General features: G+C 66.1%; 12 protein-coding genes and 1 pseudogene. 7 read left to right on the top strand and 6 right to left on the bottom strand.

The features are described 5' to 3' along the window. Positions 1–38 precede the first annotated feature (38 nt). Both AU198_RS18640 and AU198_RS18635 read left to right on the top strand, forming a co-directional pair. Positions 39–1,208 carry a hypothetical protein gene (locus tag AU198_RS18640; RefSeq protein ID WP_064350044.1) on the top strand — a complete coding sequence of 390 codons (1,170 nt, stop codon included), beginning with the start codon at positions 39–41 and terminating at the stop codon, positions 1,206–1,208. 45 nt (positions 1,209–1,253) lie between these two features. Then, on the top strand, positions 1,254–2,399 hold the full coding sequence (locus AU198_RS18635; RefSeq protein ID WP_064350043.1) for a hypothetical protein: 1,146 nt from the start codon (positions 1,254–1,256) through the stop codon (positions 2,397–2,399). Here the strand turns inward: AU198_RS18635 and AU198_RS18630 are convergent. The 4 genes and pseudogenes from AU198_RS18630 to arc form a co-directional block, all read right to left on the bottom strand. Continuing rightward, a complete protein-coding gene (locus AU198_RS18630) occupies positions 2,385–5,654 on the bottom strand; it encodes an ATP-binding protein (RefSeq protein WP_286141478.1) in 3,270 nt (1,089 codons plus the stop codon). The genes AU198_RS18635 and AU198_RS18630 overlap by 15 nt on opposite strands. A 501-nt stretch (positions 5,655–6,155) precedes the next feature. Then, positions 6,156–6,416: pseudogene (locus tag AU198_RS26925) on the bottom strand (toll/interleukin-1 receptor domain-containing protein); the annotation flags it as partial. A 130-nt stretch (positions 6,417–6,546) separates the two neighbouring features. Continuing rightward, positions 6,547–7,173 (bottom strand): hypothetical protein, encoded by a 627-nt coding sequence (locus tag AU198_RS18625; RefSeq protein ID WP_064350042.1) that lies wholly within the window; start codon positions 7,171–7,173, stop codon positions 6,547–6,549. A 99-nt stretch (positions 7,174–7,272) separates the two neighbouring features. Next, positions 7,273–9,114, bottom strand: coding sequence for a proteasome ATPase (gene arc, locus AU198_RS18620; RefSeq protein ID WP_064350041.1), 1,842 nt, complete (start codon positions 9,112–9,114; stop codon positions 7,273–7,275). Between the two features lie 145 nt (positions 9,115–9,259). Between arc and AU198_RS18615 the strand changes: the two genes are divergently transcribed. The 3 genes from AU198_RS18615 to AU198_RS18605 are packed head-to-tail and all read left to right on the top strand — an operon-like array spanning position 9,260 to position 10,628. Continuing rightward, a complete protein-coding gene (locus AU198_RS18615; protein WP_064350040.1) occupies positions 9,260–9,751 on the top strand; it encodes an MTB12 family secreted protein in 492 nt (163 codons plus the stop codon). 7 nt (positions 9,752–9,758) lie between these two features. Next, positions 9,759–10,304, top strand: coding sequence for a lipoprotein LppK (gene lppK, locus AU198_RS18610; RefSeq protein WP_197416160.1), 546 nt, complete (start codon positions 9,759–9,761; stop codon positions 10,302–10,304). Positions 10,305–10,310: 6 nt separating this feature from the next. Continuing rightward, complete coding sequence (locus AU198_RS18605; RefSeq protein WP_064350039.1) at positions 10,311–10,628, top strand: DUF503 domain-containing protein; 318 nt, start codon at positions 10,311–10,313, stop codon at positions 10,626–10,628. A 31-nt stretch (positions 10,629–10,659) separates the two neighbouring features. Here the strand turns inward: AU198_RS18605 and AU198_RS18600 are convergent, their stop codons facing one another. Next, positions 10,660–11,493 carry a tRNA (adenine-N1)-methyltransferase gene (locus tag AU198_RS18600; protein WP_064350038.1) on the bottom strand — a complete coding sequence of 278 codons (834 nt, stop codon included), beginning with the start codon at positions 11,491–11,493 and terminating at the stop codon, positions 10,660–10,662. A gap of 63 nt (positions 11,494–11,556) precedes the next feature. Beyond that, positions 11,557–12,960, bottom strand: a complete 1,404-nt coding sequence (locus AU198_RS18595; protein WP_082691115.1) for an IS110 family RNA-guided transposase — start codon at positions 12,958–12,960, stop codon at positions 11,557–11,559. Positions 12,961–13,222: 262 nt separating this feature from the next. Here AU198_RS18595 and AU198_RS18590 point away from each other — a divergent pair, with 262 nt between their 5' ends. After that, a complete protein-coding gene (locus AU198_RS18590) occupies positions 13,223–14,110 on the top strand; it encodes a RecB family exonuclease (RefSeq protein WP_064350037.1) in 888 nt (295 codons plus the stop codon). After that, positions 14,107–14,904, top strand: coding sequence for a thioesterase family protein (locus tag AU198_RS18585; RefSeq protein ID WP_064350036.1), 798 nt, complete (start codon positions 14,107–14,109; stop codon positions 14,902–14,904). Before AU198_RS18590 ends, AU198_RS18585 begins: the two co-directional genes overlap by 4 nt. The last annotated feature ends 45 nt before the right edge of the window (positions 14,905–14,949 follow it).

Below are 14,949 nucleotides of genomic sequence, written 5' to 3'. Positions count from 1 at the left end.
CGTCAAGCCTAGGCGACGGCGGAAAGTAGCCTGCGACCGTGCCATCCGATCCGGTCGACCCCGCCCCCGTCGATGCGACGCGCCGTCAGGCCGCCGAACGGTGGTTCCTCGTGCACGGCCTGCCGGCAGTCCTACGGCCGAGCCGGTCGGTCCGCCAGCTGTGGTCGCGGTCGGCGCCCGCCCTGGCCGCATTCGCGGTGCTGATGGCCAACACCGTCGCGGTGGTGTCGTTGACGGGCAAGCACGCGATCGACATCGACGGACGGCCGACGCGGGGCGAGTGGTTCGTGCTGGTGCTGCTGATCCTGGTGCTGCCGGCGGCCGCGGCGCTCGGCTGGTGGGTGTCGCGCATCTCTGTTCAGCGGCGTCGACTCGCGGCCGCGGCGGTCGCTGTCGTCGTCGCGGTGCTGGGCGGTGTGTTCGGCGGCCCGAGCCCCTACCTGCCGAGGAACCTGGTGTGGGTGGCGGTGGCCATCGCGGTGATCCTGGCGCTGACCGCGAGCGGTGTCGGCTCGATCCTCGGCTGGGCCGCCCGGGTGACTCTCGCGCACCTGAGCGCGGCGGGGTCGCTGCTGCTGCGCGCGCTGCCTGTCCTGTTGTTGACGTTCCTGGTGTTCTTCAATTCGCCGGTCTGGTTGATGGCGGCGACGATCTCGCGCACCCGGCTCTGGCTCGCGCTGTCGTTCCTCACGGCGATCGCGGCGGCGTTCGTCGCGTCGGTGATCGTGGACCGGTTGCGCCCCATGGTCAACGCCACCGATCCGCATCCGGGTCACGCCGAAAAGCTCGACGACACTCCGTTCGCCGACATGCCCGATCCCGCGCAGGTGAAGCCGCTGAGCCGGCCCGAGCGGTGGAACGTGTACTTCGTGCTCGCGGTATCGCAACTGGCCCACATCCTGGTGGTGGCGGCGGTCACTGCGCTGTTGTTCCTCGTGTTGGGGTTGATCCTGCTCTCCCCCGAGCTGCTTGCGGCATGGACGCACAACGGTTCCGCCGACGGCCAATTCCTCGGCATGACGATCCCGGTGCCGGATGCGCTCATACAGGTGACGCTGTTCCTCGGAGCTTTGACGTTCATGTACGTCAGCGCCCGCGCGGTGGGCGACGACGCCTATCACGACCGCTTCATCGCCCCCCTGGTCGACGATCTGTCGCTCACGCTGACCGCCCGCAACCGCTACCGGGCCGCCGTTCCGGCGCGGTGAGCGCCCGCCGGAGCCAATTTCCCGCAGAATAGGGCCGTGTCGGACATGGGTCAGGTGCACAACTGGTTCCTGCATCGCGGTCTGCCGCTGGTTCTCACCCGACGGGTCCGCTCCGGCGCGCTGATCGAACGCTCCGCCCCGATGGTCAGCGGTGTCGGAGCGGTGATCTCGCTGACGATGCTGCTGGCAGACCTCACCGGTGCGGATCCCGATATCGGCTACGCCATCCGTTTGGGAGTGCTGACCGCATTGTTGGTGGCGGCCCCCTTCGGGTTACATCTGTTGCACCGCATCGGCACCGCCCACAGCGAAGCCGGACGACGATCGGCCGCGTTGGTGGTGATGGCCGTGTTCGTATTGGGTCTTCCGTTCGCCGACAGCGGCTTTTCGGGCATCGCGGCTGTCGAGGCGATGGGGTTCGCGGTCATCGCAGTTGTCGCGATCTGGCTCACCTATCTCGGTATCGGGGCGATAGCCCTGTGGGCGCTGCGGTTCGCCTGGGTGCAATTCGGTGCACTCGGAACACTGATGAGCCGGGCGCTGCCGCTGTTGATGCTCACCGTCGTCGTCTACTTCACCGGCGAGCTGTGGCAGTTGGCCGCCCGGATGCCGCGCCAACGGCTCTGGCAGACAATCGGTTTCCTGGCCCTGGTGGCGCTGATCTTCGTGGTCACCACCATTCGCGACGAGGTTCGCGCGTTGCGCGAAGACCGCGCCGAACAAAACGATCCGGCCAAGCTGCTCGAGGACACACCGCTGGCCGTCGAGCCCGGCACCCGGCTGCAGCGTACGCCGCTGTCGCTGGCCGAGCAGATCAACGTCGTTGCGGTGATGGTTTTCTCCCAGACCATCCAGGTGGTGTTCTTCACAACCGGACTGTTCGCGTTCTTTCTCGCTCTGGGTATCGTCGCCGTGCCTGATGACGTCGCGGTGCTGTGGGCGTCGGAGGAGTCATGTCCGGTCGGCCAACCCCCCTGTCCGGGAACGTGGTTCGGGGTCAACGTCCCAGTCCCGCAGACCATCGTGCACGTCTCGCTTTTCGTCGCCGTGCTGTCCGGGTTGTACTTCACCGTCAGCACCAGCGTGGATCCGTTGTATCGCGAACGCTTCTTCGAGCCGCTGATCGCCGACGTCGCGGTCAGCCTGGCCGGCCGCGATGCCTACCGCGCGATGGAGTCAGCGCAGCGTTGACTCCGCCTCTCCGAGAAGCCGCCGAGCCCGGACGTACTCCGGGATCACGCAATCCGGGGCTAATGACGCCACCGTTTTGCGCAGCGCGTCGCGTGCCGACTCACCTCGTAAGTTGAAATCATCGAGCGCGGCACGCAACTCGAAAAGCGGAGCACCCTGGCGACGCGCCAAAGCTACCGCTGAAGCAAGGTCACGATGACTCTCGGCCTGGTCAGCGTGAGTCCGTGCGCGAACGCGAAGAAGTTCAGCGTCGTACATGTGCATCTCCGTGTCTCGAGCAATGCCGAGGGCGACTTCGACCCGCTCGCGAGCTTCTTCGACCCGTCCTGCCGCAGTCAGGAGTTGCGCGAGTAGGCAGTCGTAGTGAGTCTGGTAGGCGTACAACCCCACTGAGCGCCAGAACTCGACAAAGCCCGCGACGGCGGTGATCTGATTTTCCAGCGCTTCGGTGTCGGTGGATCCGTCGGCGATCAATTCAGTGGCGGTGACGAGGGATTGCTCGGTGGCTCCGAAGAGCTGCCAGAAATCGAAGCCGTACCGCTCGGCGCGTTGGGTCATCTCGGCGACCAACGCCCGTGCGCGATCGAACTGCCCAGCCTCCGTGCGCATCCATATCTCAATATCGATGGCATACACGTGGTTGTAGGGGCCCTGCGGGAATTCCAGTCGCTCGGCGCGACGAACAGCGTTGACAAACTCGGCTTCCGCGCTGGCCAGATCACCGTTGAGCAAGTTGATCATGGCCAGGTGTTCGTGAGCAAGCGCTATCGGATCGTCCGGAATGAACCACAGCGCACCGATCTGATGGGCGTCGTCTTCGGTCAACCCCGTCGTTGCATGCGTGAATTCACTGTGGGCGTCCCGGAAGTCGCCGCGAAGGAAGGCGACCATGCCGAACGCACTGTGAATAGCGGGCCTGAACCAATGCCGTTCGCCCTCGGCACCGGAGTCGACGAGTTCGAGCACTTGGGAGGCGCGCCGCAGATCGGCGCGCGGCACGTAGTAACTAGCGAGCGCCAGCATGGTCGCGAATACCTCGTCGTCGCGGATATCGGTACCAGCCAGCTGTAAACAGCGCTCGAAGTCAGCTGCTACGGAAGGACTTTGATAGCCTTCCGCGGCTGACGCGAGGAAGCCGCGTACCAGCCGAGGCGCGATCTCGAGACGGTCGCGAGTAACGCTCGGCGGACACTTCGCCAGCTCCTCGATCGCGTGGTCGAGATACAGGCGAGCCTCGCTGAGCGCGCCGCGGAGCCTGGCGTCCGATGAGGCCTTCTGATACGCCGTTGCCGCCTCACTGTGGCTCTCGGCGTGCTGGTAATGCGCGGCGACCAGTCGCCAGTCCGGCTCTCCCTGTCCGATCAGCGCGTCAGCGACCTTGGCGTGCAGTCCACGCCGCACGCTGGGCGGCGCCATCTCGGCTGCGACCTCACGCAGAAGCTCGTGACGGAATCGGAAGCCGAAAGCTCCGCTTGGTTCGATGACACGCGCCTTCTCGAGTTCGTCGATGACGTCGTCGATGTCGTCTTCGTCGAGCGAGGTGACAGCCACCAAGAGGCTGCGATCGACCTGGCGTCCGATCACCGCGGCCGCCTCCACGACCGGGACCACATTCGGCGTCGTGAGTAACCGCGCAAAGAGCGGTTCATAGAGCGGATCAGGCACCGTCGGCCGCTCGCCGGGCGGCGCCGACGTCCCGAGACCCGCCACCACTTGTTCGACGTAGAAGGGCACTCCGTCACATCGACGACGTACCGTGGCGCGCTCCTCTGCTGTCACGCTCGGGTCGAGGGCCTGGATGAGAGAATCCGTCTCATCGTCGCTCAACGGTTTCAGGTCGAACACCTTGACCGGCCACTGCGGGTCCAGCCAATTGCCGTCACGACCAGTGATCACGATTAGCAGATTGCCTTCGGCCCCGGTCAGAAGCTGTCCGAGTAGCTCGAGTGTGGAGTCGTCGAACCAGTGCACATCCTCCGCGAGGATCATCCCGGGCGCTGCCTTCAGGCACGATCGGAAATAGGCCTGTACGGCATCGTTGATAAGTTCTTGCAGCTTTCGCCCTTCGGCTGGCACCACGCGATATCCGTGTTCGGGCGCGATCGCGAGGACCGGTGCCAGGAGCGGAACTACCGCATCCGGCGCGAGTGATTGAGCGTCGAGCTCGTCATGCAATCTGCGGAGTCGGTCCGCAGCGCTGGTCTGCCGATCGATACTGCAGCGGCGTTCGAGCAGCGCGCGGACGGGATGAAGCCCAGCCTCAGGATGAAAAGGGGAACCCACCAGCTCGAGTACCGTCCCGCCATCACGCTCGACGAGTTCGGTGGCGGTGACAGCGAGCCGCGACTTTCCGATTCCGGCCTCCCCCCGAAGAACCACGCCTGGGGTCGTCAGTGTGCCGGCTTTTGCTCGGGCCCAACTCTTTTCAAGCCGTTCGAGCTCGCGATCACGGCCGACCACCGGCCCGAACTGAACTCGCGCCATGTTCAGTCGCTCCCCCACCACGTGGTAGTGGTTGATCAACTCGTCGACACCTTTGACCGGCGCCGGTGCCAGTGCCTGGACCTCGAAGTCACCCTCGATCAACGGCTGGACGGCGTCGGAGACCACGACGGTCCCGGGATGCGCCAGCCCCGACACCCTCGCAGCCAGGTTGGCAGCCAAACCATAAACGTCGTCCTGAGCGGTGTCGAGATAGACCATGCCCCGGTGCACACCGACCCGCACGTTCACCTGCAGCCCGAAACGACGTTCAGCCTGCTCGCTCAGCCGAGCGACTTCCCGGGTTATCTCCAGCCCCGCCTGTACTGCGCGATGCACATCATTCTCGTGGGCAGTCGGGTAGCCGAACACGATAAGCAGACCGTCGCCCTTGGTCGACCCGACATGACCTTCGTAACGCTCAACGATTCGCAGCACCTGATCGCGATAGCGGCCAACGAGCAAGCGATAAGTTTCGGGCTCCACCCGCGTCGACAGAACCGTCGAGTCGACGAGGTCGACGAACATTATCGTCAGGCGGCGGATCTCACCCGCATCGGCCGGGGCGGCCAGGAGATCCTCCGCGTCGACGTTGCCGTCATCGACGGCCAACACTTGTTCCACTAGATCGGAAGCTGCTTCCCGGTCGCCGCGGTTGATGGCCGATACCGCGCGTTCGAGCAGGTCGTCGATAGCGGTGCCGGTCTCAGGGGCGCTCAGGCCGTCCTCCGCGGGACCGCCGCTGTCGTAGAGTGCCGTTCCGGATGCGGCCACCGTAGGGGCGACGCGGTACTCCCGCTCGCCGCCGAAGAGTTCGGATACCGCGGTGCCATGTTCGGCCACTGTTCCGGACGACTCGGTCGCGAGTGAGGAGTTGCTCGCCGACGATTGGACCGCAAGTAACGTGTCGATCTCACTGGCGATGCGGAACGTCACGTCGTCACGAGCTCGCAACGCTCGCAACAGCCGCGAAACGTCGTGTTCTACGGCTGATCTCCCGGAATCTACTGCAGCGCTGCGCAACTCGAACAGAATCTGCATCTGGGTCGACGGTGAAAGCTCAGCGTCGTCGTACACCCAGTCGCCGAGTTCAAGCAGATACTCACCAGGGATCCGGGGCGCGGGCGGGGGATCGGCCGATCGCTCCCGTTCGCGAGCCAGCTCGAGCAGGGCCGCGACGAACTCGATGCCGCTGCGCCGCGAAGTTTCACGGTAGTCGAGTATCTGCGCGGTGAAGACCGGATCGGACCGACCGCCAGCCACTTCGCCGATCTGGACGGGGAGTATCGGCAATCCGAGCGCTTCGGCGTAGGCGAGTTCGGTGCGACACCCCTCAGAACGCAACGCCTGGTCGGACAGGGCGAAGACGAATACCGTCGCCTGACGGATCCGCTCCAGAGTCTTACTCCACCAGGCGTGGCGCCGTTCGGAGTCCACATCGCGCCACACCTGCATTTTCGCCAGTTCTACGTCTTCGAAGAGCGCGTCGACCGCGGACTCATCGGCATCCGAGTAGCTGATGAATACTTCAATCACCCGCGAGCCCCCCTGGACTAGGCCGGCCAGTTAGCTGGCAGCATACGGCCCGCGCGCGCAAGAGCGGGCCTTTACAGGGGCGATATCTCGAGCTCGGCACGCTCCCAACGCGTTGAGCGGCCTGATGTTCTTACGTCTGCAACGAATAGCTGTTGGCGAGGTCGTCCTGCGTCACGCAGGCGTCCTCGGTGGCGGTGTCGACCACGAGTGGCGATGTGGGGATACGCGCTTGATATGACCAGCCCTCCGGGAGCGACAGCCTGGCGGCGAGGCCGGCGAGGTCGCTCAGCGACAGCGACGGGTCGACCGTCTGGCTGAACGTCTGCATGACCCACCGGCGGCCGTTCGGATCGACGAGTTCGTAGATCTCCCGGCCCGCGTCGAAAGTGAAGATCGCCTTGCGGTCGACCCGGTTCAGTTGATACGGGGCCGGATTCATCGACGCGAGCTTGACGGTGGCTTGCCGCAACATCTCGATACCGCCGAAGCTCTTGCGCTCCAACGTGTCCCGGCCTCTCTTGCCGATACTGCTCATCAGCCAGTACCGCGGCCCGTTGAGCAGTGTGGCGACGGCGTCGTTCTCCTGGGCGATTGCCTTCGCGTCGAGCGCATTCCACAGATCGGCCGGGCAGTCGTTGAGGGGAAAGGTGTTGTACACCGTGGCTTCGGCGCCGGACGGCGTGGACTTGACGAGCAGCACTTCGCCGTACCGCTTGCCGAAAACACCGTCCGTGACCGACAGGTCGTCCTCGGACATGACGCGACCGTATCCCTCGACGCGCGCGAGCGTGCGCGAATTGCTGCACAAGCGCGGTGTGCCGTGTGCACACACGCGCGCTCGCGCACATAAGGAGGGCTACAGGTACTGACCCAGGTTCGACTCGGTGTCGATCGCGCGGCTGGCCGACGAGCTCTTGCCGGTGACCAGCGTGCGAATGTAGACGATCCGCTCGCCCTTCTTGCCCGAGATCCGAGCCCAGTCATCGGGATTGGTGGTGTTGGGCAGGTCCTCGTTCTCGGCGAACTCGTCGACGATCGAGTCCAGCAGGTGCTGGATCCGCAGACCCTTGCTGCCGGTCTCCAGCACCGACTTGATCGCGTACTTCTTGGCCCGGTCGACGACGTTCTGGATCATCGCCCCGGAGTTGAAGTCCTTGAAGTACATGACCTCTTTGTCGCCGTTGGCGTAGGTCACCTCGAGGAAGCGGTTGTCGTCGATCTCGGCGTACATCCGGTCGACGACCTTCTCGATCATCGCCTTGATCGTCAACGACCGGTCGCCGTCGAACTCCGCCAGATCGTCCTCGTTGACCGGCAGTTCTTCGGTGAGGTACTTGCTGAATATGTCCTGCGCGGCTTCGGCATCCGGACGCTCAATCTTGATCTTCACGTCCAGACGGCCCGGGCGCAGGATCGCGGGATCGATCATGTCCTCGCGGTTGGAGGCGCCGATGACGATCACGTTCTCCAGCCCCTCGACGCCGTCGATCTCCGAAAGCAGCTGCGGCACAACGGTCGTCTCCACATCGGAGCTCACGCCGGTGCCACGGGTGCGGAAGATCGAGTCCATCTCGTCGAAGAACACGATCACCGGGGTGCCCTCGGACGCCTTCTCCCGCGCGCGCTGGAAGATCAGCCGGATGTGACGCTCGGTCTCGCCGACGAACTTGTTCAGCAGCTCCGGACCCTTGATGTTGAGGAAGTAGCTCTTCGCCTCGCGGGCGTCATCGCCGCGCACCTCGGCCATCTTCTTGGCCAGCGAGTTGGCCACCGCCTTGGCGATCAGTGTCTTACCGCAGCCGGGCGGACCGTAGAGCAGCACACCCTTGGGCGGACGCAGCGAGTACTCCCGGTACAGCTCCTTGTGCAGGAACGGCAGCTCGACGGCGTCGCGGATCTGCTCGATCTGCCGGCCCAGGCCGCCGATGTCGTTGTAGCTGACGTCGGGCACCTCTTCGAGCACGAGGTCCTCGACCTCTGCCTTGGGAATGCGCTCGAACGCGTAGCCGGCCTTGGTGTCGACCAGCAGCGAGTCCCCCGGGCGCAGCTTGCGCGGACGGCTGTCGTCGGCCAGGTCGTCGTCGTAGCCGTCGGGCAGGTCCTCGGCCGCGACCAGCGGCTCGGCGAGCCAGACGATGCGCTCCTCGTCGGCGTGCCCGACCACCAGCGCGCGGTGTCCGTCGGACAGGATCTCGCGCAGGGTGCTGATCTCGCCGACCGCCTCGAAATTGCCGGCCTCGACGACCGTCAGGGCTTCGTTGAGACGGACGGTCTGACCCTGCTTGAGTGACTTGGTGTCGATGTTCGGCGAGCACGTCAGCCGCATCTTGCGCCCGGAAGTGAACACATCGACCGTGTCGTCGTCCTGGACACCCAGCAGGACTCCGTACCCGCTCGGCGGCTGTCCCAGGCGGTCGACCTCTTCGCGCAATGCGAGCAGCTGCTGACGGGCCTCCTTGAGGGTCTCCATCAGCTTGGCGTTGCGGGCGGCGAGCGAGTCGATGCGAGCCTCGAGCTGGTGGACATCTCGGGCGCTGCGCAAGCCACTCTGGGGGCCTACCGCGTTCTCCAACTGCTCTCGCAAGACCGCGGCCTCCCGGCGGAGCTCCTCGAGCTCGGCCGCGTCCTCACTGGACATGCCGGATCCTCGGGCGTCAAAACCCTCTGCGAAAGCGTCAGAACGCTCTGATTGACTCATATTGCGCCCCTCCCCGCACCGAGAGTTGGTGCAGTAACAACTTCAAAGCTACCGGCGATTCAGCCTTTGTGTGCGGTCTAGCAATTCGACACACCTGCACCACTGTTAACCTCTCTGATGTGTTGGGCCGATCGAAAGGAAAATCGTGACCCTGAAAGCCCTCGTTACCGGCGTCGCAGCGGTCGCTGTCGTCGGCGGTGCCGCGGCGGGTGTGACTTCAATTTCATCCCCCAATGTGGCCGCCGCACCGACCGTCGCCCCGGTCGTTTGGGAGATCCCGATGCCTCAGGCGCCGGCTCCCGAACTCGAAGGCCCGCTTCTCCAGACGCTGCAGGCGCTCGGCACGTCCGGGGCCGCCGCCAGCAAGGCGCCGTACATCCAGGGTGGCATCGGACGCATCGAGAGCCGCGTCGCCGACACCAAGCTTCGTGAGGCAGCAGCCGAAGGCAAGTTCCCGTTGACCTTCACGTTGGCGAACATCGACCAGAACGGCCCCGTGGTGTCGGCCGATGTCACCGCGACCTCCGCCACCGGCGGCACCGCCAGTCAGAACATTCAGTTCGTGCCGGGCCCGAGCCCGACCGGCTGGCAGATGGCGAAGCAGTCGCTGATGGCGCTGCTGGCCGCTGTCGGCTAGGAGCCCGGTGCGTCGCACCAAACGTTTCGCAGGCTTGAGCGCCGTCGCGTTTGCGGCGGCGCTCGGGCTTTGCGGATGTGGCGCCGACGAGCCGCAGACTCCACCCCCCGCCGCGACCGAGCCGCCGCCGGTTGCCACGACGCCGCCGACGGTGCCCGACCCTGGGGCGACGAGCGCACCCCTGCCGCCGCCCGAGGCCCTCACCGAAGTGCTGGCACGCATCGCCGACGCCGACGTTCCCGGAGCCGAGAAGCTCCACCTGATCGAGGACGCCACCGCGGCCGACAGCGAATCGATGGACAAGTTCGCCAACGCGCTACGCGACGGCGGCTACGCACCGGCCACTTTCGAGGCCAGGGATCTGACATGGTCCGACGGCGCGAACGGCGTCGTAGGGGCCGTCGTCACCGTCCGGACCGCCAATCCGGAAGCGGGCGAGTTCACGTTCCCGATGGAGTTTCGCCTCGCCGGCAACCAGTGGCAGCTGACCCGTTCGACGACCGACGCACTGCTGCAGCTCGGTCCGGCCCCCACGCCGACACCGACGCCGTAGCCGCCGATGTGGATCGGCTGGCTCGAATTCGACCTACTGCTCGGCGACGTGCGCTCGCTCAAGCAGAAGCGCTCCGCGATCCGGCCGGTGATCGCCGAACTGCACCGCCGGTTCGCCGTCTCGGCCGCCGAAACCGGCGCCCAGGACTTGCACCGGCGGGCCAACGTCGGAGTGGCTCTGGTGGCCGCCGACCGTGGTCATGTCGTCGAGGTGCTCGACGCCGCCGAGCGTCTGGTGGCCGCGCGTCCGGAGTTCGAGTTGTTGTCGGTGCGCCGCGGCCTGCGGCGCAGCAGCGACGACTGCAGGAGCGCCCCACCGGGTTGATCGCCCGGACGTGGCCGTCAGCCCGGCACCGTCAGCTGCCGAGCTGGCGTTTCCGGCGCAGCGGCATCGGCGCCACCGCGCCCGGCGCCAGTTTGCGCACGCTGACCAGAAACGCGGTGTGGCCGCGCATCGTGTGTTGCGGGCGCACGGCAAGCCCGACGACGTGCCAGTTGCGCTGCATGCTCTCCCAGGCCCGCGGCTCGGTCCAGCACTGCTGCTCGCGCAGCGCCTCCACCACTCGCGACAACTGGGTGACGGTCGCGACGTAGACCATCAGCACGCCGCCGGCGACCAGTGCATCGGCGACCGTGCCCAAGACCTCCCACGGAGCGAGCATGTCGAGCACGACGCGGTCGACCTCCGGACCGCTGTAGGTGGTCAGGTCGGCGACCACCAGCTCCCAATTCACCGGGGCCTCACCGAAGAAGGTCGTTACATTGCGCGAGGCGTGGTGAGCGTGGTCCTCGCGGACCTCGTAGGAAATCACGCGACCGTCGGGGCCGACGGCCCTCAGCAGCGAGCACGTCAGCGCGCCGGAGCCGGCCCCGGCCTCCAGCACCCGGGCGCCGGGAAAGATGTCGCCCTCGTGCACGATCTGGGCGGCGTCCTTGGGGTAGACCACCTGGGCGCCGCGCGGCATCGACATCACGTAGTCGACGAGCAGCGGCCGCAGCACCAGGAACTGGTCGCCGTTGGTGGATTTGACCACGCTGCCCTCGGGCAGCCCGATCACGGAGTCGAGGGCGATGACGCCGCGATGGGTGTGGAACTCCCCGCCGGGCGTCAACACCATCGTGTAGTGACGACCCTTGGCGTCGGTGAGCTGCACCCGATCGCCGACGGCGAACGGACCGGTCCTTGGCACAGTCGTTCAGCCTGCCAGTTGACGCGCCGCCGCGGGTATCGGGGGTTGAGTTCCTAACGAAGGTCAAGCCACTTGTGGGTTTGTCGTAGGGTTGCGTTTAGCGGGCTGGGATGTTGGAGCGCTTGGCGACTTCTGTGACTCCTGGCCCGCCTTTTTGCGTCGCTCGCGCATGAGTTTGTGGCGGACGTGATCGCGTTGGCGGGGATCGAGTTGGTAGCGCTGTTTGACGATGGCGCGGCCTTGGGATTCGGTGACCGCGGTGCCGTCGACGTCGCGCAGCTGGTAGGGCTGTCCGGTGCGCATGCAGGTGGCGATGCGGGTGATCAGCATGGTGGCCAGATGGCAGATCGCTGAGTCGTGGTGGCGGTTTCCGGCCATCAGTCGGTGGTACTTGGCGGCAAACTGGGGATCGACTTTGCGTGCCTGATCAGCTGCGGTGTAAAGCATTTCGCGTAGCAGCGGATCGCCTGCCTTGGTGATCGACGACTCGGTTTTAGCCACCCCGGATTGGCTGACCTTCGGGATGAGTCCGGTGTAGGCGCGGATCGCAGCCAGCGAGGTGAAACGGTGCGGGTCACCGATCCGCCCGGCAATGACCGCGCTGATGGTGGGACCGACCCCGGGTGCGGACGCAACGATCCCATGCGGGTCGGCGTCGGCGTAGAGGTTGGCGATGCGCTCATCGATCTCTTTGATCTGACGGGTCAAAAACAGTGCTTGTTCGGCTTCGTGGGCGATGTCGGCGGCCAGTTCGGCGAAGTCCATCCCATCGGTGCCGTCGACATTCCACAGGAGCAGGGTTTCTTTGGCCGCCGCGATCAGACCGACGGCATGCTCGTCGCGCCAGTTGCCGCGCGAGCGTGTGGCCAAGAACCTGGCCAGCCTGGCTTGGCCGAGCCGGATCACCGCGTGCGGATCGGCGTAACGGGCCAAAAATTCCAGCGCGGCGTTGCCGTAATTGGAGCCCAGCACTGCATACCAGGCCGGTCCCAACAGCTCGATGAGGGAATCGAGACGGGCATAGACCGCGGTGCGGCGCTTGACCATCGTGGAACGCTGCTTGGTCAGCCGCCGTAACGGATCAGCTGGGCCTTGCCCGGTGTAGGGACGCAATCCTTCCGGGTGCAGCAACGGCAGCCGGGCCAAAAGCTCCGAGTCGATCCGATCGTTTTTGGCATGTTTGGAGTAGTACCTACGTAAGTCAGCCGACTGCGTGGTCGGCACCATCACCACCGTTGCGCCGCGCCGGCGAAACCACTCGCCGATCACGATCCAGGCGTTTCTGGTGGGCTCGACCACCACCGTCAGCTCAGCGGGATCCTGGGCACCCACATCGGCCCACACCCGCTCCAGGTCCTCGGGGCGGGTCAAGAACTTCCGGCCCCGCCACACCGTTTTGCCGTCACGAGCCAGCGTCGCCTGGTGCGCAGCCCGGACCGCGACGTCGATCCCCAACGTCAATGCCACCACAAAACCCTCCTGCCACTAGCGCTTTCAGATGACCAGGTGACGGGGCGCCGCGGCCACGGCCCAGACATTCTCTAAGCAGGAGTCCACACCCACGGGCTGGCTCCAAGTTCCCGAACAAGGACACCGCACGACCAGACACCAAAGTCCACGGGAGGCCGTTCAAATCTCAGGGATCACCACGTGTCCCAGTCGGACCCTCGGACCTGCCCGTGAACTCACACAGAGGCTAAATGTCGGACACCGGTCTTAGGCTGGCGCTATGAACGACCGGGGTGAGCAGGAGCTGCGGCGCCCGGCGCTGTCTCCCTCGCGGGCCGCCGACTTCAAGCAGTGCCCGCTGCTGTACCGCTTCCGCGCGATCGACCGGCTTCCCGAGCCGTCCTCGGTTGCCCAGGTCCGCGGTTCGGTGGTGCACGCGGCCCTCGAGCAGCTGTACGCGCTGCCGGCCGCCCAACGCCGTCCGGAAACCGCGATGACGCTCGTCGAGCCGGCCTGGGACCGCATCGTCGCCGAGCACCCCGGCCTCGCCGACGAGTTCGCCCCCGAGGTGCGGGCCGCGCTGCTGGCGGAGGCGCGCGACCTGCTGGCCGGCTACTACCGGTTGGAGGATCCCACCCGCTTCGACCCGGACAGCTGTGAGCAGCGCGTCGAGGTCGAGCTGGCGGACGGGACGCTGCTGCGCGGCTTCGTCGATCGCATCGACGTCGCCCCGACGGGTGAGATGCGGGTGGTCGACTACAAGACCGGCAACGCGCCGCCCGAGGCGCGGGCGCTGGCCGAGTTCAAGGCCATGTTCCAGATGAAGTTCTACGCGGTGGCGCTGCTGCGGTCGCGTGGTGTGCTGCCCGCACGGCTGCGGCTGCTGTATCTGGCCGACGGTCAGATCCTCGACTACACCCCGGACCTCGAGGAGCTGCTGCGGTTCGAGAAGACCCTGACCGCCATCTGGCGGGCCATCCAGGACGCTGGGGCCACAGGTGATTTCCGCCCGCAGCCCTCGGCGATGTGCGACTGGTGTGCCCACCACGCGCACTGCCCGGTGTTCGGCGGAACCCCGCCGCCGTATCCGGGTTGGCCCGAGGCACCCGACGAGGGGTCACCGACCGCCGAGGACATCGTGCTTCGCGCCGCGGAGCCCGCCGCGTGATCGACTGCCACTACCGTCGTATCGGCGCTGAAGACGAGTTCGAGATCTTCGAGTCGACCGACGGCACGCGCAGCAATTGGAATCCCGAAATTCAGCACGGCTCACCGCCGTTGGCGCTGATGACCAGGCGCATCGAGGAACTGGCCGCCGATTCCGGACTGCGCATCGGTCGATTGACCCTGGACATCCTGGGCGCGATACCCGTCGAGAAGGTGGGGGTTCGGGCGTGGGTCGAACGTCCGGGAGCCCGAATCTCGCTGATGGTGGCCGAGATGTTGCAGAACCGGCCCGACGGCACACGGCGCGCGGTTGCCCGCGTGACGGCATGGCTGTTGGCGACCAGCGACACCGCCGATGCGGCCACCGACCGCTATCCCCCGCTCGTCGAGGGCACCGCCATGGAGGTGCCGCACGCTTGGGTCGACGCGAAAGGGTACCTGGAGACGGTGAGCTGGCGGAGGCAAGCCGAGACCGGCGAGACCGGAGACGTCGTGTGGATGAGTCCGCTTGTCCCACTTGTCGATTCGGAGCCGACGACAGCGTTGCAGCGGCTCGCGATGGTGGTGGACAGCGCCAACGGCGCAGGTGCGGCGTTGGACCCGGAGTCGTTTGTGTTCATGAACACCGACACCGCTGTGCATCTGCACCGACTGCCCACGGGCGACGACTTCGCGGTGCGCGCCCGTGGCTCGATCGGCCCGGACGGTATCGGGGTGACCACGGCCGAACTCTTCGACCGGCAGGGGTTCATCGGCACCTCGGCGCAGACGTTGTTGGTGCAACGGCGCCCGTGACCGCCGATCTCCAGTGGCAGTGCCACCTCGTGTGGGCGTTGACCG

The sequence above is a fragment of the Mycobacterium sp. GA-1199 genome (assembly GCF_001500045.1).
Lineage (GTDB): Bacteria > Actinomycetota > Actinomycetes > Mycobacteriales > Mycobacteriaceae > Mycobacterium.
This window is presented reverse-complemented; position numbering and strand designations above follow the sequence as displayed.

Excerpts from the sequence above, each read along its gene's own strand:
- AU198_RS18635 (WP_064350043.1), top strand. The coding sequence starts at position 1,254 with ATGGGTCAGGTGCACAACTGGTTCCTGCATCGCGGTCTGCCGCTGGTT.
- AU198_RS18625 (WP_064350042.1), bottom strand. The coding sequence starts at position 7,173 with ATGTCCGAGGACGACCTGTCGGTCACGGACGGTGTTTTCGGCAAGCGG.
- arc (WP_064350041.1), bottom strand. The coding sequence starts at position 9,114 with ATGAGTCAATCAGAGCGTTCTGACGCTTTCGCAGAGGGTTTTGACGCC.
- AU198_RS18605 (WP_064350039.1), top strand. The coding sequence starts at position 10,311 with ATGTGGATCGGCTGGCTCGAATTCGACCTACTGCTCGGCGACGTGCGC.
- AU198_RS18590 (WP_064350037.1), top strand. The coding sequence starts at position 13,223 with ATGAACGACCGGGGTGAGCAGGAGCTGCGGCGCCCGGCGCTGTCTCCC.